An 18,995-nucleotide genomic window follows, 5' to 3' on the forward strand; every position below is an offset into this window, starting at 1 on the left:
CACTCACCCTCGCTCATCGTCATTATCGTCATCGCAAGACAAAGATTTAAACTGGTGACTCATCTCTTTCCAGCGCCCGTTTATCAATGCGACGGCTTGGATATTCTGGCACCCAACTCCGATGCGATGCAGATAAAGCGAATCAACACCGAGTTCTGAGACGGTATTGAGTTCGGTTAATAATTCTTGATCAAAATTCAAACTGTCGTGATAAACATCCATGCCACGATAGCTCGTTTTATCCATAAAAAAAACGAACTGATAAAACAGCACGAGAAGAAGCGCGCTGACGACCGTCCCTACGATACGAGATTGGTGACGAGTGAGAAAACTCTTAACCCTTCGCTGTTTATGAAGTTCCCGTTGTTGGGGTAATACAGACTCGCTTTTACTGTCATCACTGCGATCACTGTCAGTATTAAAAACCTCTAGCTCAACGGTTTCATTAGGAACATTAACTTGAGCTACTTGAGTTTGAATAGCAGAAATGGGTGTTGATAGATAACCACCAAGCTGTTGAGGTCTGCTAAAACTGTACCCTTGCTTCTGAACCGTTAAAATTTTGCACTCACAGTTCAGTTCATTCAACGCTGTACGAATGTTCTTTATCGCTACGTTTAGCGAGCTTCCTGTCACCACCCGCCCAGGCCAGCAATGTTCAAGAAGGAAGTCTCGGCCAATCGCTTTCGGGCTATTCATCACCAAATGTTCAAGGATCAAACTTTCGGATGAAGACAAGGTGACCTGCTTGTTAGAGCTCGAATTAATGAGAGTATTGTTATTCAATTCGATACCCGAAGCGTCTAAGGTGATCTTATCAGGGCTATTGGCGTTCATTTCGGCGAGGCGTTCATAAATAAAAGGTCATCAAAAAGGTGTTTATTTGGTCGAGCTAATACCAAACCATACATGGAAAAGAAGAGTAATAAGTTTAGTCAATAATTAAGCCAAATATAAGCTCAGCAAGTAACAAGATAAAATAACAACAAGGTGAGCCAGTCACGAAAACTCACTCACCTATGAACATAGCCAAGTTTAACTCTAAACTTGTCATGGTCCTATATTAAGACCTCGTCGTTACGCAATCTGAAAACGAGGTCACAATTTTGTTCTAGCGAAATTATAGTTCCAGTTTGAATCCAAGTTCACTAATCATAACTTCAGCGAAGCCTAACTTTACTGCATTCAACTGACTGGCAACTCCGCGAGCTTGTTCTTCGTTTTTAGCCAATATTGCCATTGAGTAAATGGGTCTGATCATCGCTTTTTGGTTTGGCTTCTCTTGAGCTATTTCTTGATGTTTTAAGTAAGCAGAAGTAATCACGCCTTGAGCGCTCCAATCGACAACCATTTGTAAATCTTGGCTGATAATCTCATCGACAATGAATTGATTCTCAGGCTCTGTCCAAGCGAGTTCGACTGCGTAGTTTTTGAAAGCGACGTCAGTGTTTAACCACTTATTACCGATGTCTCTGATTTCAGTCACCTCGACAAGCTCTTTAAATTGGAATGGTAGGTTACCAATCAACTCTCGAACGTGCTGTTCACTGTCCGCTTCAATCACAAACTTAATCATCGGAAACTTTTTATCCCCAATAAAGCTTTGTGATACGAACATATCGTGTACCAAGCCCGCATCAATCAGGTTGGCAAATGCTTTTTTCTGATGAGGCATTGCCTCAAATACGGCTTGGGCGTCATCGGTTTTCCAAGCCACTGACACGCCGTATGCCGCTGCGTGGGCATGGGTTGAAAAAAGAATGGCTGAAAATAGAAAGCTAAAAATAGCTAAAAAGGTTCCTAGAGTTGTTTTCATTGTGGTGGCTTCCTAATTAGTCGCGAATAATTTCATACAAGTTAGGGTCAGCAGAAACCCCTTCAATTTTTAAAGGTGGTAATTCTTTTCTCATCGCCTGTATCGCATCATGGAAATGCTTTTTGCTTTCCCACTCTGCAACATTAATAAAACGGTATGTCGCATCCGAGCTTAAAGAGCGGTGCAATTTGGTAGAGATATATCCAGGTTGCTTCACCAATACGTCTCGCGCATTTTCCCAATACGTTAATGTAGCGGCCTCATGGGCCGGCTCGACTGAAAAGGTATTTATCAATACAACGGGTTGTGCCGAAACCAACGCACTTACGCTTAGCGCCCCCAGTGCCAATCCATACTTAATAATGTTCTTCATCCTATTCTCCTTGTTTTGGGTGAGCTAACGCTACCACCTAGCCCTACCCAATCAAGGTCGAGACCTGCGATTTAATATTAATTAAAAAGCTAAATTTCAAACCAATATTATTCACTCGTAAAATAAGCGATGTAGCCATTCACTATTGATAAACCACTTGTTGAAATTAGGTTTCTTGGGATAGTCATTGCCCTTAACGTGAATAGTCATTGCCCTCAATTTGGATCGTCATTACCCTCAAATAACAGGCACAAAAAAACCACCTAATAAGTAGGTGGCTCTTCATTTTAATAACTCACAAGATTCAGGCTAACTTTGAGTGTTTAACCTTTAAGTATTTAACCAAGCGCCTCTCTGAAATACAAACGATTACAACATAGTCAGCGCAAGCTTTGCCAAGTTATAAGCGTCAACATAACCAGAGTGCTGACGACCTTCCCACTCAATGTTTTTCGCTTCTTGAGCAGCACGGTGACCAATACGTTTTTCTTTCAATCGATTCTGAACTCGATAAAGCGTGGCGATATTCAAGAACTCGCTAAACGGAGGTTCGATGCCTTTCTCAATACACTCTTTGTGTAAGATAAGGTCGTCACGTCCCCACGCTGCATAGATTTTTTTTGGTCCACCGAAGTTCTTAATCATCGACTTGATGACAGATTCTAATGGACGACCTTGCTTTTCGATTTTACGAGGTGTTATGCCCGTTAGCTCGGCGCAGAACAGAGAGACTTCATCTTTCTCTGGCTTAACGTAGTATTGTGCTCGCTTGACGATAGTGCCAGATGCTAGATCAATTTCAGCAAGACCAACTTCAATGATCTCGCCTGTTGTTCCCACACCGTCTTCGCTCCAACAGCACATTTCCAAATCGAAACATACCACTCGATTGTGATTCATACGTCGCCTAATTCTCTCGTCAAAAATTTTGTCAAATTGTACATGAGCCCAATACAGAACTCGACCCTAGTTGCATCAAGTGCTCATTTAGCCTGCAATTGTAACGCGATTTCGGCCATTTGACTTACTTAGGTAAAGCATACTATCGGTTTTTTGAAGGAGTTCTTCGATGTCTTCTTTACTGCGGATGGTAGCACCGATACTTAGAGTACAACTCAATAGTTGACCTTTATGCTCACAGTGAGACTCGCTCACCGTATCTAAAATGCATTCTAAATAACGAGCCAGTGCGTCGTGTTCAATGACGCTCGAAATGATACCAAACTCATCTCCTCCCATACGGAAGACATGATCGCCCTCTTTCAAACTGCCTGAAATCAACTGAATTACATGAACCAGTAAGGCATCACCAGCCGGGTGGCCAAATTGATCATTAATCCCTTTAAATTTATCGACATCAAATCCAATCAAGCTAAACGGCTTGTCACCTTGTATCGCTTTATCGAGCACCTTATTAAAGGCTCGTCGATTATAAATCTCTGTGAGGCTGTCATGATTGGCAAGAAAACGGAGTTCTTCCGTTCTTTCATCAATCATTTTATACAGGCGTACTTTTTCTTGGACTTGCAGTTTAACGATATAAGAAAGCAACAGTGAAATAGTCGTGCCCACGAGGGCAATCCCGGCCAACACCAGGTAACCATTAAACGAAATGCATGAGTCTATCTTGAAGTCGACAACCCATTCACGGTTAGTGAGTGTGATTTTCTTGGTGATATGTTGTCCAGTCACACCCTCATAACCTTTCGTTTCGAACAAGACAGGTGCATCTTCGGCTTCAAAACCGACATCACTAACGCGGACATAAACATTCATATCCCCAACCGTCGAAGCCAGCAAGTTCTCAAAATAGTATGTGGTGCGAACCACACCAATTACAACGCCGAGTAAGTTGTCACTCTCTCCCTCAAAGACAGGGTGATACACCAACATGCCACTCTTTTTTGTGTCTTTATCTAGCCCATCTTGTATCAAGCGAACTTTGTCTGAAATATTCGCCTTACGTGTCTGTTTGATATTATCTAGAACGAGATCAAATCGCTCTCTAGAAGAGTAAAAGCCAAGAACTTTGTTGTTTGGTTCTGTATTGGGGAAAATATCGCTAGCAACGAAAGCTGGCTGACCATCCAAAATGTAGCCATAGGTTTTTGCTTGGTTCTTAGGAATGGTATACAGCTTAAAGAATGGGTACTTTTCTTTCATTTTCGCCGTGTGCTCAGCTATCTCGTCTGCGGGCACTTTTTGCATCCACTGCAAGGCAATTAAACTCTTTGAATCATCTATGGTTTGCTTAGCAAAGCGATCAAACTTATCCCAATTTTCAGGGTCATTTGCGTAGAAAAAATTAGCACCAGACCCAATATATGCCACATCATTATCTATAAAGGCTTCCAAGCTCAATGTCTGGTGAGTAGCAAAACTATCCAAATTCATATTCAGCGCACGCTTTTGATTAAGCATGACTAATACAAAGCACAAAACAGTAATCAAAAAACTGACCGAAAATACGACCAACGGGAGAGTTTGTCTCTTCAACCCTGTTAGTGGGTCAGTAGTTTGGGGCATGCGGGTTCCAAATAGGCTCTATTGAATGAAAAGTATATAACGGACGGAAATAATGCTCCATTCATGTTTAGTCCTAAATGTCACATTAAACGGGCATTTTGTAAATTTTACTGACCCCCATGACCAATAACCAGACAAATCTCGACTAAATTTCAAGCTAACACACTAAAAAGCCACTTGTTTGAAAACATTAAATACACCTCTTAAGCCTTGAATATGCTAGTATCCACCCATATTTATAGCTTGAAAGCGACCGTTTCAGTCTCGTGCTACCGAGTTTCTTTCCAATCTGTATATTCCTTTAAACCGACGAATATACCGTTAAATCAATTTTAAAGAGAAATCACTATGATCGTTGATTTGAACCTAATCCCACAAACGTTTGATATGCTTCACGCAGGCCTAACTGCATCAAGCGTTTTACTACTGCTTATTGCCGTTTCTCGTAAAACCCAAGTGGTTGAGAAAGTCGTAGAAAAACCAGTAGAAAAGATCGTTGAAGTTGAAAAGCCAGTTGAGAAAATTGTCGAAGTAGAGAAAGTTGTTGAAGTTGAACGTGTAATCGAAAAAATCGTAGAAGTTGAATCTAAGCTGGCAACAGCACCAACAGATTCTGCAATGCAGCTACTGTCTATCATGCAGCAAGAAGCTCGTTTAATTGACTTCCTAAAAGAAGACCTAACTTCATTCTCTGACGAAGAAGTTGGCGCAGCAGCACGTGTAATTCACACTGGCGGTAAAAAAGTGTTAGCCGATTACGTGACGCTTTCTCACATCCGTACTGAAGATGAAGAAACGCGCATCACGGTTGTTGAAGGTTTCAACCCTCAAGAAATTCGCCTAACAGGCAACGTAACGGGAAATGCACCGTTCAATGGCACATTGGTTCACAAAGGTTGGAAAGCAACTGACATGAACCTGCCTAAGCTTGCTGAGAACTACGATGCATCTGTGATTGCACCGGCAGAGGTGGAGCTATAATGGAACACCAAACTCAGCCATCATCGCACGAGTCTTCTTCTCAAGAACATACGCCGCAAACGCATTCACAAGAGCTATCTTCTCAAGAGCAACATCAGGCGCCTAAGTTCAGTGTCGGTATCGATTTAGGTACTACACACTGTGTTTTGTCTTTCATCGACACAACAAATGAAGACGCTCGCGTTGAGGTGATGCCAATCCCTCAATTGACGGCTCCAGGTACCGTAGAAACTCGCAGCCAACTTGGCTCGTTCCTATACCAGCCGCACGAACATGAAATGAATGCGGGCTCTCGCGTTCTTCCTTGGTCTTCTGAACCTAAAGCGCTAGTCGGTGCGATTGCTCGTAACCTAGGTTCGAAAACCCCTATCCGTTTGGTCGCAAGTGCAAAATCTTGGCTATGCCACGGTGGTGTTAACCGTCGTGATGCGTTCCTTCCAGCAGGCAGCCCTGAAGAAGTTGAAAAGGTATCTCCGCTTAAGACAACTGAGTTGTACCTTGAGCACCTTAAAGATGCTTGGAACCACGCTAACCCAGAACACAAACTGGCAGACCAAGATGTAACGATCACCGTTCCAGCTTCGTTTGATCCTGCGGCTCGAGACCTAACGGCTGAAGCTGCGCGTAATGTTGGTTTTACTCACCTAACGCTTCTTGAAGAGCCACAAGCAGCTCTTTACAGCTGGATTGATAACAGCAACGACACATGGCGTGATGAAGTAAACGTTGGTGACATCGTTCTTGTTGTTGATATCGGTGGTGGTACAACTGACCTTTCGTTGGTTGAAGTAACACAAGATGAAGGCAACCTAAGTCTGAACCGTATTGCAGTAGGTGAACACATCCTACTTGGCGGCGACAACATGGACTTAGCGCTCGCTTACCGTCTGAAAATGAAACTGGCTCAAGAAGGCAAAGAACTTGCTCCTTGGCAGGTTCAAGCGATGACTCACGCTTGTCGTGATGCGAAAGAAGCATTGCTAAACGATGCTGAGCTTCAATCTGTGCCGATCGTTGTTCCAAGCCGTGGCTCTAAGCTACTTGGTGCAACACTAAAAACAGAACTGACTCAGCAAGAAGTACAACAAACATTGGTTGATGGCTTCTTCCCACAAGTCGCTGTAACGGATCACCCAGTACAGAAAACTCGTGGTGCACTGACTCAAATGGGTCTCCCTTACGCTCAAGATGCGGGTATTACTCGTCATATTGCCGCATTCCTTTCTAAGCAAGCCAATGCGCTTTCTGGAAATAGCGAAGCCGCTCAACAAGATTTCAACCCGTTTGCAAACATGCCCGGTATGCCCGGTACAGAAGCGCCAGCGGCAGACTTCATCAAACCAACAGCGGTACTGTTCAATGGTGGTGTTCTAAAATCTAACCTGCTTGCTGAGCGTCTTTCAGACACGATCAATGAATGGCTAATTAATGCAGACGCAGAATTCGCTAAACAGCTTTCAGGCTTAGACTTAGACCTAGCGGTTGCAAGTGGCGCTTCTTACTACGGCGCAGTTCGTCGTGGCCAAGGCGTTCGTATCCGCGGTGGTATCGCTTCTTCTTACTACGTAGGAATTGAAAGCGCGATGCCAGCAATCCCAGGTATGGCTCCTCCGATGGAAGCACTGTGTGTTGCACCATTTGGTATGGAAGAAGGCTCAAGCGTTCAAGTTCCGAGTCAAGAGTTTGGTCTAGTGATTGGCCAGCCAGTACACTTCCAATTCTTCGGTTCAACAACACGTCGTGAAGACCAAGCAGGTACGCACCTTGATCACTGGGCTCCAGAAGATCTTGATGAGCTTCCTGAAATCCAAGTGACACTGCCTGTTTCTGAAGGTCGTCGCGAAGGTGAAGTGGTTCCGGTGACTTTGGCGTCTCGTGTTACTGAATTAGGCACGTTATACCTAGAAGCGATTGCCACTGACAATGGTCAGAAATGGCATGTTGAGTTCGACGTTCGTGAAGACTCGAATAACGACTCAAACGTAGAAGCATAATGAATCAACGGCACCTTAACGGGTGCCGTTACTTTATCAATGCGATTCCCTAGCCCTGTATTAAAAGCATTCCAAAGACAATAATAAGACCAAGATTATCCATTAACTGGTCATCACTTTGGCAGAATAAGGTTTTGTATGGCATCTCCTCGTTTTTTAGTCGGCATTGACTTAGGCACAACCAATACTGTTGTCGCTTACTGTGAAATCAACGACGACCTACAACATGCTCCCGTTTCTCTTTTCGATATTGACCAACTCATCGGCCCCGGTGAAGTGGTTCGCAAGCCCCTACTCCCATCCTTTCGTTACCACCCAGCACAAGGTCAAATCTCCCCTTCTGACCTGACAATGCCGTGGGAACCAAGCTTAGTTGCAGGCGATATTCAAAACGTCATCGTAGGTGAATGGGCGCGCGAACTGGGCGCAAAAGTTGAAGGCCGTCAGGTATCTAGTGCCAAGAGTTGGCTATCACACCAAGCCGTTGATCGTAACTCCGACATTCTGCCTTGGGCAGGTGCGTCTGATGTCGATAAAGTGTCGCCGGTTGTGGCAAGCGCCAGCTACCTCAACCACATTCGCCAAGCATGGAACTACCGCAACCCAAGCAATAAGCTGGAAGACCAAGACGTTGTAGTCACCGTTCCTGCTTCATTCGATGAGACAGCACGTAAGCTGACACTCGAAGCGGCAGCACTTGCTGGCTTAGGTAAGATTCTGTTACTCGAAGAGCCGCAAGCCGTTTGTTATGACTGGTATGCCCGTCATCAACAAACCGCAGCCGATGAACTTCAACAGATCCCGCTGATTCTAGTGTGTGATGTCGGCGGTGGTACCACCGATTTAAGTTTGATCGAAGCAAGCTTCAACTCAAACAATGGCGATGACCAAGAACTCGCACTCGACCGTATCGGCGTTGGCGAACACTTGATGCTCGGGGGTGATAACCTAGATTTAGCCCTTGCCCACCTTGCAGAGCAACGCTTCAATCAAAACAAAAAGCTGAATGCTTCGAGCCTAACCAAACTGATTCAACAGACTCGCGCCGCAAAAGAGAGCCTGCTTTCTGCTAATGCGCCAGACGATGTGAAGATCACCATGCTGGGCAGCGGTTCAAAGCTACTTGGCGGTACCAAGAGTATTGGTTTAACCAAACAAGAAGTTCATCAGATTGCTCTGGAAGGTTTCTTCCCGCTTTCAGAGTTTACTGAAGTACCCGACAAACGACGTAGCGCGGTGGTTGAGTTCGGCCTACCCTACGCTGCTGACCCTGCTGTAAGTAAGCACGTTGCCGAATTCCTAGCGACCCACCAGCAAGTATCTAAAGCCGCATTGGAAAAGTCAGACTCTGTTGAGTTTGATGATACCAAACCTGCAATTCCTGTTGGTGTGCTACTCAATGGTGGTGTGTTCAACAGTGAACTGGTAACAAAGCGAATTACTCAGTTACTTGGTAATTGGAACTGTGCACCAATCACCGTCTTAGATAACCCTCACCCCGACTGGTCTGTAGCCCTTGGTGCTGTAGCTTTTGGTAAAGCACGCCGTGGTGCACAACTGAAAATCGGTGGCGGCGCTGCTCGTTCTTACTTCTTGCATCTACAAGAGAAGAACAAGATGGGCAAAGCGCTTTGTTTGCTTGCCAAAGGGACAGAAGAAGGCCAAGAGATACGCTTGAACAGCCGTCGTTTCTCACTGACTTTAGGCGAACCGGTACGATTTAATCTTCTGACTTCAACACACGATCAAATTGCTCATGACACCGCTATTCAAAATGGTGTGATGGTCAATGTCGACGCTGACTTGTTCTCCCCTCTTCCGCCGTACATTTCTACACTGGAAGGTTCAGGTACTGCAGAGCTCCAAGCCAACCAAAAAGAACGCGTCGAAGTATTGCTCGCGTGTCAATTAACCGAAGTCGGCACACTGAAAATGGAGTGTGTGAGTACAGAAGATGACTCTAAACGTTGGTTGCTCGAATTTGAAGTAAGAAACAAGCAAGGTGATGAGTCTGATACCGCTAAACTTCACCCAAGACTGGATGAATGTAAGGAATTGATTTCTCGTCTGTACAGCGGCAACAAGAAGAGTGCTGAATCGAAAGAGATCAAAACACTATCGAAAGATCTTGAGAAGCGACTCGGTAAGCGTGATGAATGGGACTTCACGACCCTTCGCCATCTGTTTGATACCTTTTCATTAGGTCGTAAACGCCGTCGTCGTTCAGAAGCACACGAGAAGAACTGGCTGCGTTTGGCGGGTTACTCGCTGCGTCCAGGCTTTGGCGATCCGACTGACTCATGGCGTATCGAACAAATTTGGGGCCTTTACCAACAAAACATTCAGTTCCAGAACCACCAAGGTTGGACGGACTGGTGGGTATTCTGGCGTCGTGTTGCGGGTGGCCTGAATCAAGAACAGCAAGAAACCATCTTGGCTGATATCGCGAAGTACCTTCACCCAGGTGCAATGAAGAACCCTAAGACAGCGAAAGATGCGCAAGACAATGGCTATGAAGCCATGGTGAGATTGGCAGCGTCCCTTGAGCAACTCGAGGTGGAAGATAAAGTTCTATTGGCTACATGGTTCTTGAGCAAAGCAATTAACCATAATCAGTTCGAACAGGCTCACTGGTGGGCTCTGGGTCGCTTAGCGTCTCGTACACCTTTATACGGAAGCCAACACAGCGTCATTCCAAGAGAGCAAGCAGAACAGTGGTTACCAAAGCTGCTTGACCAGAATTGGCAGAAAGAGCAGATGATAGCTTTCGCGGCAGTGATGATTTGCCGCAAGACAGGTGACCGACAGTTCGATATCTCTGATGACTACCGTGCTCAAGTTCTTGATAAATTAAAGCAAAGCAAGGTACCTGATTCATGGCTAACGCTAGTGAGTGAAGTCACTGAACTTTCTGAGAGCGAGTCTAAACGCGTATTTGGTGATGCATTACCAAGCGGGTTAAGCCTGATTAATAACTAGGTTTAAAAACGATTAGCTTTAGTTGTTAATGAGTAAAGAAGCTAACGAGAAAAGAAAAAGCCACTTTCGATTCGTTGAAAGTGGCTTTTTTATTGGTGGCTTAAGGCTGGTATGTTTAGTCGACTTATCGCATCTTGGTTAAGAGCCTTAGCCGTATTGCAGTTCATCATTGTTAATGTTTCGTACCTGTTGGGTTGATAGGAAAATCCGTATTTTCATAAATATCAGATAACTTTTTCGGTTTCTTCTCTTTAGCTCCTTGGTTCAATTGATTATGAGTTTCGCTTAAAAGCCATTCCTCATGCATTTTTGCTGAATCCAAAAACTCTGGATCTTCCATTGCTTCCTTGCGAAGTTTATTTACACGTTCGAGAGTATCCCAAATCATAATACTTCACCTCCACTAAGGCAGTAATATTAAGATAGCTCAAACACACAAAACTTCAACTAACCCAATGAGATAGCGATCTCAATTTCGAAATTTAACTGCCTCTATGTCTGTAAAAATAGTCATCCTCAGCTGAGGTAAAATAATCGTTTCCTCCCGGTGATCTTCGAAGATCGTTAGGCATAAAAAAAGCGAGCTCAATGCTCGCTTTTTGTCTGTCTATCTGTTGATCGGATCGTCAACACTCGCTCGATTAAATCACACCGAACTTAAGCACGGTTACCAATTTTAACCGTACCATTTGTAGCAAACCAAAGTGCTTCTGAACGACGGCGACCGAGTAAGATAGGGCCATCATCGTAGAACAAAAAGTTTTTCCAATGCTTCTTGAAAACCGACCATTTGGTTTCAAGAACATTGTATTTTTCGTAGCAAAAATAAACAGTTACGTCATCTTGCCAATCAATGAAGTTAAGGATTTCTTCTGGCATTTCAGGCTCATCGGCTTCCCAATTTGCCATCCAGCTGATCTCTGCATTCCAGTTCGATGCTTTGCTTGGCCAGTCTTGCGAGCTTAGTCTTTCCGCATCAGGGCTTTGAGGGCTCACGTTCTCTTTCCAGAACTGAGATGCTCTCGCCTGTGTCATTGGTTTAATCTTTTCCAAATCCTCTGCCGGCAACGGCATTGACTGGTGAGTAAAAATCCATTTTCTTTGGTATTCGTCCAAAGTTGTGTATGACATCAAAATTCCTCAAATATCTTCTCAGGCTTATGGGCTTACCATGCCTATATGTTCTTTCGATACAGCGATGACTTCATTTTATTTATGTTCTCCGCTGTATCTAAATTCAATGTTTTACACTCACACGGAGCGTTTATCTTGCCAGTTTGGGTTTACCAGTGCCGTCAACACGTGATCTTCCCATTTACCGTTAATCTGTAGGTAATCTTTGGCAAAACCTTCTCGAACAAAACCAAGATGCTCTAATACACCCGCACTTCGTTCGTTGTGAGGCATATAGCCCGCCATTAAGCGGTGCATGTTCTGCACATCAAACATGTAGTCTTTAGCCATGCTCAAGCCTCTGCGCATGTAACCGTGGCCCTGTGCACTTTGCGCCAATGAGTAACCGACATTACAAGCGTAGAACGGGAAACGAGACAAATTACTGAACGATATGGTACCTAACATTTCATTTGAATCGGCATTAATCAACAAGCAATAATAGCCTAGCCCCAATTTATGGAGTTCGTTTAACTTAATCAGCCGTTGAGCCCAATCCGCTCTGTCAAAGAACGCATCCTCTCGGGTCGGTTCCCAAGGCTTAAGGTACTCTCTGTTCACCTGAAAGTACTCACTGATCATGCTCGCATCATAGATCTCAGCCGTTCGTAAAATTAGGTTGCCATCACGTTTATCAATACGTTGCTGCGTACTCGAATCTTCCATAGTTTTGTTCTTATTTTTGTCTCTTTTTACGTTACCGCCTCACTCTTACCGAATTTAGCAGTCTAATATCATCAACTCTTTCTGATACCGTAATCACGAAGCTTATTCGCTATTGAGGTGTGAGAAACATTCAGACGTTTAGCAAGCTTACGGCTTGATGGGAAAGACTGATAAAGCTTCTCTAAAATCTGAGATTCATAGTCTTTCATGATCTCGTCAAGCGAACCGTCTAAGCTTAAGTTCGCCATTCCAGCAGTCATAGTGTCAAGCTGTGGCAGGTGGAATTGCTCAACCGTTAACGTATCTGAATCCAACTCTGTTAGTGCACGTAGAACCATGTTGTCTAACTGACGAATATTGCCCGGCCATTGGTAGTTACCTAATTGGTCGATTAGTTCTTGAGTCAACTTTGGTTTCAACATACCTAACTGCTGTGCGTACTTTGCAACGAATAGCTCCATTAATGGCGCAACATCGTTTGAACGTTCACGCAAAGCAGGAATCGACAAAGTCAGTACGTTCAAGCGGTAGAACAGATCTTCACGAAACGAGCCCGAGTCGGCTAATTCAGAAAGGCGATGGCGCGTTGATGCGATAATACGAACATCCGCGTGCATCTCTTCTTCTTCACCAACACGACGGAATGAACCATCTTGTAGGAAACGCAGCAGTTTGATTTGTAGATGCGGGCTCATTTCGCCGATTTCATCTAAAAATACCGTACCGCCATTCGCTTGTTCAAAGATGCCTTTATGACCTTGCTCATGGTTGAATGAGCCCGGTGCATGTCCGAACAATTCCGTTTCTGCTACGTCATCAGGCATTGATGCACAGCTTAGAATCAAAAATGGAAAAGAAGATCGATTTGAACGGTTATGACACGATTTCGCCAGCATCTCTTTACCCGTACCTGTATCCCCTTCAATAAGCAGAGGTTGATCTAGCATAGCCAGTTTCTTAGCTTGACTGATCAAGGCTTTATGGCGATTAGAGACACCAACAAAGTGTTCAAAACCTAGGTTATTCTGTTCAGGGATGGCGTCTGGCGCGTTCATTTCTTGGTTACAAGAACGAATCGTCATTACTGCACTCGCCAGTACCGCCTCGTTGACATCACCACCTAGATAAATAGGCAGAATTTCAATAGAGAAATCTAGACCATCTAGCACCACGACTTCACGGTGACGCGTTACATCGCCTTCAATCCAACGAGCGAAGTTGAAGCTAGGAACGAACGTCGCTAGTGGCTCACCGATCACTTCTTCTTCTTGTTTGTTGAAAAGGTTCAATGCAGCGTGGTTTGCCATGTCGACTGAGCCTTTAAGGTCAATCGCAATAACAGGATCAGGTAGGTTTGCCAGCAGGGCAATCAGTTCTGTGTTATGCCTTTCGCTTGGCATAAACTGGATTTTACGTACATCCTTAACACCTGAAATTCGGCGAATTTCAGCCATAAGTTCACTAAAAGCATCAAAATTAATATCCGGGCAATTTAGGTAAATAATACCTTTAACATCAATTTCGATTCCTCTTAAATCAATGCTTTTTGAGGCCAAGATATCGAGCAACTCACGCGTTAAGCCGAGTCTGTCTTCACACAATACTTCAAGACGCACAAATAGTCCTATTATAGGTGTCAGGATAAGTTGACAGTAGTGTGAATTAAGCTCCAAGTTCAGTCAAGAAGAAGAGTAAACATATGTTTACTCTTCGCTCGCAAATTACTCAACTTCCTTGTGTATATAGACTTTATAGGAAGGTAATTCGCTTTATTTCCTACATTTCAATTTTAAGCACTTCGCTTTACTTTAAGGTAATGCGCTTTATTTCAGAAAGGACGGCTTTGCGAAGGTCGGAGAGTTTTACTTTTCGCTCATTATGCCAAGGCATAGGACGCAGCAATGTCATTGCTTTTAAGCCCAGTCTCGCGGTGAGGATGCCGACACCGAGCCCCTGCCCTGCTCGAGCTGAGACTTTACCTGCAAGATCCATCGAGACTAAGTCCATGCTCGCATCAATCGCCAGCTCACTTGCACCAGCCGCTGCCATGTTGATTAAGACCAACTTGAACAATTTAATTCGAGACCAGTAGCCCAGTTCAATGCCATACACATCAGAAAGCTTGTCTATCATGGTGAAATTACGCCACGCCACCAGCAACATATCAGCAGCAGCCAATGGACTCACTGCAACCAAAGCCGCCGATTCGGTCGAGAACTTAGTGACGATTTGAGTCGCCACTTTATCTTGCTGAGCAACAACCAACGCATCGTACATATCCAACACTTCTGCATCACTGTGTGCTGGGTTAATGCTGTTTCGCCACTTATCGTACGAAGGTGACTCAGCAATAATACCGCCCTGCTTGGCAATGTTTTCACAGAATGCTTTGCCTTTACCAACACTCTGGCTTTGTAACAGCTCTTCACTCTGCTCTTGTACACTGAAATGATCTTTCAGCGAACGCAACTTCCACAACTCTTTGCCTATTGCGCCTAAACCTAATGAAGCAATGGCAGCGATGAAACCTGCCCAACCTAAAGCTAGCCAGTCAGCGGTTTGAATAGCTGTAATGACAGAGTCAATCGCCTGCCATCCGACTAGGCCAGAGAAAGCGACAAGTAAGCCCGTTCCAAACCACTTCTTCTTTTTGCTCGGTCGAATCACTTGTTCCAATTGCAGCTCAGCGTCTCCATCAAGGTCGGTTTCCACTTGTGGTGCAACGGGCACAAACTTCTCTTGTTCCGTGAATAACTTTTGAGCACCCAAATCTGGGGTAACTTCATTCTTATCCGGCTCATCGAACGAGGTCTTTAAAGGTTCATCAAAGACCTGTTTCGTTTTTAATTCACTCATTTTGATTACCTCAATTACTTCAACTTGTCGCCAATGAGATACTCTAAAACCTTGTCGACTCTCAGATGCTGACAAGGCTCGTCAGAGTGCTGCTCCATCGGCCTAAAGCTCGTAAAATCAAACTGGTTGGTTTCCCAATACTGTTTGTTTGGCAGTTTACGCGGCACCTCTCCCGGATACATGGTTTGAGGGACATTATCCAAAGTCACACCTTGCAACGCCGGAACATTGTCTGAACCTGACGAGATATAACCCGCGCTGGTCGCTTGAATAGACGCAATGCTCATGCAACTCATGTCGATGTGTTCAAACGCCGCCTGTTGCCAAGCAGGGTGTACCATCTGCTGTAACAGCGATACCAAGTTCGGATGTTGATCCGGTGTCACGTGATCAGCCTTAGTGGCAGCAAACAAGATCTTGTCAATCTTCGGCGCAAACAAGCGTCTTAGCATATTGCTTCGCCCGTACTTAAAGCTCTTCAATAACTGTTCTAACGCACCACGCATGTCCATGAAAGAGTCATAGCCCGCGTTGAGTGGCTGCAAGCAATCCACCAGCACGATTTGTCTGTCGAACGTGGCGAAGTGATTCTTGTAGAACGCCTTTACGACTTTCTGTTGATACTCTTCATAACGCGCTTTTAAAACCGCATAGTTGCTGGTTTTTGAGAACTTACCCTCGGGAGCAGCACACGGGAAAAATTGCAGCACAGGCGCGCCTTCAAGCTCACCCGGCAATACGAATCGACCCGGTTGTACCCAGTGCAATCCGTTATCCTTACAAGTATGAAGGTACTGAGTATAGCTATCGGCAATCGCGACCAGTTTCTTTTCTTCTGCTTCGGCTAGCAAGTCAATGTCGCCACGTATTGTGTTCCACTGTTGCGAGTAGGTTTCTCTATCGCCTTTCAACGCGGCAAATTGAGATTGACTCCAAGTATCAAAATCCATGTCCAACAAAGGTAAATCAAGCAGCCATTCGCCCGGATAATCAACAATATCGAGATAAAGGGTGCTGTTCTTGCTCAGCAGCTTCTTTGCGCCTTTAGCCGGCTTATATTTGATTGCTAGACGAATCTCACTGACATCACGCGTTGGCACCGGCCATTCTGGTGGCTGTGCATTCAAAGATTCCATCGCTTCATCATAAGAGAAGCGTGGGATCATCATGTTGTGTTGCGGGATGCGTTTAGCGCCAATAATTCTGCCGTCTCTCGCCGATGCAAGTAGAGGTAGATTTTTATGGGTAGACGTATGAAGAAGCTGATTTACCAGCGAAGTAATGAATGCTGTCTTACCCGCACGAGAAAGCCCCGTAACCGCTACTCGAATGTGAGAATCCGTTCCTCTGCTTATAAAGTCACTCATTTCTTGAGTTAGGTGTTTCATTTGAACGACTCCGTGATAGTTAGGCTAGCTGATTATGATAATAGAGAGGCAAGCCTATGTTCTTTCCCTGTTGGGATAGTATGTATGCTTTTGCTTGTTCTTTTACTAATAGTGATAAGTATGCAATACACATTCTTAATGCTAGATGAATAAAAGCCCCTGACTACATTCATAATCAGGGGCTTTAGAATTTTTCTGCGATATCCGACGTTTAATCGTCTTCAATCAACTTGTAGATAACAAACAGTGCAATCTCTGCAATTAGCCAAAGCGCACAAGTAATTGTCACGTATTTATTATCAAAGATGCTGATCCCTTTCAAGATCAGGTCGTAACCAACAAAAGCACCAATCACCACTGCCAAGATAATCTGTAGGATCTGAATAAAACGAGGCATTCCTCTCTCCTATGTTCTTATATCAAACTATGTGTTTATCACTATATCATTGATAATAAGACAAAAGTGCAAATAATGCTGCACTTTTGTCTTCAACTTTCTGTCAAGATTTGCAATTCAAACGCTGAAGTTAGCGACAATTACAATTTTTTGGCGTCGGTTAATTATGCTTTTTCAGCTTCAGCAATTTTCACTTTCCACGTGTCAGGGCCGATCTGGTGCGCGTTCACGCCATTAGAGTCAACCGCAACCGTTACCGGCATATCTTCAACTTCAAACTCGTAGATCGCTTCCATACCGAGATCTTCAAACGCAACCACACGTGCTTTCTTAATTGCTTTTGCAACAAGATAAGCGGCGCCGCCAACAGCCATTAGGTAAACTGACTTATGTTGTTTGATTGATTCAACGGTCGCAGGGCCACGTTCTGCTTTACCAATCATGCCCATAATGCCAGTTTCTTCTAGCATCATGTCGGTGAACTTATCCATACGAGTAGACGTTGTCGGGCCAGCAGGACCTACCGCTTCATCACCCACAGCATCAACAGGGCCAACGTAGTAAATGAACTTACCTTTCAGGTCGACGCCTTCTGGTAAACCTTCACCACTTTCAAGCATGCCTTGAATACGCTTATGCGCTGCATCACGACCCGTTAAGATCTTGCCTGATAGAAGAACCGTTTCGCCGGTCTTCCACTCTTGAACGTCTTCTTTAGTAATTTCATCAAGGTTAACACGGCGTGTATTTGCGCCTGCTTCCCAAGTTATATCTGGCCACTCTTCTAACTTAGGTGGTGTTAGCTCTGCAGGGCCGCTGCCGTCTAGAGTGAAGTGTACGTGACGCGTTGCCGCACAGTTCGGGATCAAGCAAACAGGCTTAGAGGCTGCGTGCGTTGGTGCTGTTTTGATTTTCACGTCAACCACAGTCGTTAGACCGCCAAGACCTTGTGCGCCAATGCCCAGTTTGTTTACACGGTTGAAGATATCTAAACGAAGCTCTTCTTCTGCGTTCTCTGGGCCTTTGTCGATAAGCTCTTGGATATCGATGTGTTCCATCAGAGATTCTTTAGCGAGTACCGCGGCTTTCTCAGCCGTACCGCCAATACCTATACCTAGCATACCCGGTGGACACCAGCCCGCGCCCATTGTTGGTAGCGTCTTCTCTACCCACTCTGCAATATCATCAGAAGGGTTAAGCATTACCATCTTGGTTTTGTTCTCAGAACCGCCGCCTTTTGCCGCGATTTGAATTTCAACTTTGTTGCCTGGAACCATATTAATGTGAACAACCGCTGGTGTGTTGTCTTTGGTATTAATACGCTTACCTGCAGGGTCCATTAGGACAGATGCACGCAATGGGTTATCTGGATTGTTGTAAGCTTGACGAACGCCTTCATCAACCATCTGTTGTACTGTTTGATCCGTTTCCCACCTAACATCCATACCGATGTTCACGAAACAAGTAACAATACCCGTATCCTGACAAATTGGACGATGGCCTTCCGCAGACATGCGTGAGTTGATAAGAATCTGAGCAATAGCATCTTTAGCTGCTTGGCTCTCTTCTTTCTCGTACGCTTTTTCTAGGGCTTGGACAAAGTCTAAAGGGTGATAATAAGAAATGTACTGAAGTGCGTCAGCGACACTGCTGATCACATCTTGCTTACGAATAACCGTCATTGCATGCCTCTTTATTGTTCTGGTTCCATGTGGGGTCTTGGTTTGACTGTTTTTGTCTAACCGGATTAGTTGGCTTAGCTTTTTATTATGTTGAGCTGTATTTAGTTGCTTTAGCAATCGCTTGCATAGCTGTAAACTAAACCATGTAGTTTGCACCGTTCTAA

16 protein-coding genes are annotated in these 18,995 nt (G+C 44.6%); 3 read left to right on the forward strand and 13 right to left on the reverse strand.

The features are described 5' to 3' along the window. Positions 1 to 3: 3 nt before the first annotated feature. From MED222_RS11200 to MED222_RS11180, 5 genes are all read right to left on the reverse strand, one after another. On the reverse strand, positions 4 to 702 hold the full coding sequence (locus MED222_RS11200) for a winged helix-turn-helix domain-containing protein (RefSeq protein ID WP_032555246.1): 699 nt from the start codon (positions 700 to 702) through the stop codon (positions 4 to 6). Between the two features lie 418 nt (positions 703 to 1,120). Beyond that, positions 1,121 to 1,816 carry a hypothetical protein gene (locus MED222_RS11195; RefSeq protein WP_009847016.1) on the reverse strand — a complete coding sequence of 232 codons (696 nt, stop codon included), beginning with the start codon at positions 1,814 to 1,816 and terminating at the stop codon, positions 1,121 to 1,123. A gap of 16 nt (positions 1,817 to 1,832) precedes the next feature. After that, on the reverse strand, positions 1,833 to 2,189 hold the full coding sequence (locus tag MED222_RS11190; RefSeq protein ID WP_009847017.1) for an antibiotic biosynthesis monooxygenase family protein: 357 nt from the start codon (positions 2,187 to 2,189) through the stop codon (positions 1,833 to 1,835). Positions 2,190 to 2,558: 369 nt separating this feature from the next. After that, positions 2,559 to 3,089, reverse strand: coding sequence for a 3'-5' exonuclease (locus tag MED222_RS11185; protein ID WP_009847018.1), 531 nt, complete (start codon positions 3,087 to 3,089; stop codon positions 2,559 to 2,561). A gap of 87 nt (positions 3,090 to 3,176) precedes the next feature. Further along, positions 3,177 to 4,715, reverse strand: coding sequence for a sensor domain-containing diguanylate cyclase (locus tag MED222_RS11180; RefSeq protein WP_012604200.1), 1,539 nt, complete (start codon positions 4,713 to 4,715; stop codon positions 3,177 to 3,179). A 348-nt stretch (positions 4,716 to 5,063) separates the two neighbouring features. Here MED222_RS11180 and MED222_RS11175 point away from each other — a divergent pair, with 348 nt between their 5' ends. The 3 genes from MED222_RS11175 to MED222_RS11165 all read left to right on the forward strand — a co-directional run bounded on the left by MED222_RS11175 (position 5,064) and on the right by MED222_RS11165 (position 10,669). Further along, the gene (locus MED222_RS11175; protein ID WP_009847020.1) at positions 5,064 to 5,696 is read left to right on the forward strand and encodes a DUF2760 domain-containing protein; all 633 of its coding nucleotides are present in this window, start codon (positions 5,064 to 5,066) and stop codon (positions 5,694 to 5,696) included. After that, a complete protein-coding gene (locus tag MED222_RS11170; RefSeq protein ID WP_009847021.1) occupies positions 5,696 to 7,690 on the forward strand; it encodes an Hsp70 family protein in 1,995 nt (664 codons plus the stop codon). Before MED222_RS11175 ends, MED222_RS11170 begins: the two co-directional genes overlap by 1 nt. 138 nt (positions 7,691 to 7,828) lie before the next feature. Beyond that, a complete protein-coding gene (locus tag MED222_RS11165) occupies positions 7,829 to 10,669 on the forward strand; it encodes an Hsp70 family protein (RefSeq protein ID WP_009847022.1) in 2,841 nt (946 codons plus the stop codon). A 172-nt stretch (positions 10,670 to 10,841) separates the two neighbouring features. On the opposite strand, the gene MED222_RS11160 is transcribed toward MED222_RS11165, so the two are convergent. From MED222_RS11160 to MED222_RS11125, 8 genes are all read right to left on the reverse strand, one after another. Then, entirely contained in the window at positions 10,842 to 11,057 is a 216-nt protein-coding gene (locus tag MED222_RS11160; protein ID WP_009847023.1) for a hypothetical protein, read from the reverse strand. Between the two features lie 269 nt (positions 11,058 to 11,326). Beyond that, complete coding sequence (locus MED222_RS11155) at positions 11,327 to 11,800, reverse strand: DUF2947 domain-containing protein (protein ID WP_009847024.1); 474 nt, start codon at positions 11,798 to 11,800, stop codon at positions 11,327 to 11,329. A gap of 120 nt (positions 11,801 to 11,920) precedes the next feature. Further along, on the reverse strand, positions 11,921 to 12,508 hold the full coding sequence (gene rimJ, locus MED222_RS11150; RefSeq protein ID WP_009847025.1) for a ribosomal protein S5-alanine N-acetyltransferase: 588 nt from the start codon (positions 12,506 to 12,508) through the stop codon (positions 11,921 to 11,923). A gap of 71 nt (positions 12,509 to 12,579) precedes the next feature. Beyond that, the gene (tyrR, locus tag MED222_RS11145) at positions 12,580 to 14,124 is read right to left on the reverse strand and encodes a transcriptional regulator TyrR (protein WP_009847026.1); all 1,545 of its coding nucleotides are present in this window, start codon (positions 14,122 to 14,124) and stop codon (positions 12,580 to 12,582) included. 187 nt (positions 14,125 to 14,311) lie between these two features. After that, positions 14,312 to 15,364, reverse strand: a complete 1,053-nt coding sequence (locus MED222_RS11140; protein WP_009847027.1) for a YcjF family protein — start codon at positions 15,362 to 15,364, stop codon at positions 14,312 to 14,314. 14 nt (positions 15,365 to 15,378) lie between these two features. Then, positions 15,379 to 16,752, reverse strand: a complete 1,374-nt coding sequence (locus MED222_RS11135; RefSeq protein ID WP_009847028.1) for a YcjX family protein — start codon at positions 16,750 to 16,752, stop codon at positions 15,379 to 15,381. A 211-nt stretch (positions 16,753 to 16,963) separates the two neighbouring features. Further along, positions 16,964 to 17,149, reverse strand: a complete 186-nt coding sequence (locus MED222_RS11130) for a hypothetical protein (RefSeq protein ID WP_004734731.1) — start codon at positions 17,147 to 17,149, stop codon at positions 16,964 to 16,966. A 164-nt stretch (positions 17,150 to 17,313) separates the two neighbouring features. Continuing rightward, a complete protein-coding gene (locus tag MED222_RS11125) occupies positions 17,314 to 18,831 on the reverse strand; it encodes a fumarate hydratase (protein WP_009847029.1) in 1,518 nt (505 codons plus the stop codon). Positions 18,832 to 18,995 lie beyond the last annotated feature (164 nt).

This window comes from Vibrio sp. MED222 (assembly GCF_000153005.1).
Lineage (GTDB): Bacteria > Pseudomonadota > Gammaproteobacteria > Enterobacterales > Vibrionaceae > Vibrio > Vibrio tasmaniensis_A.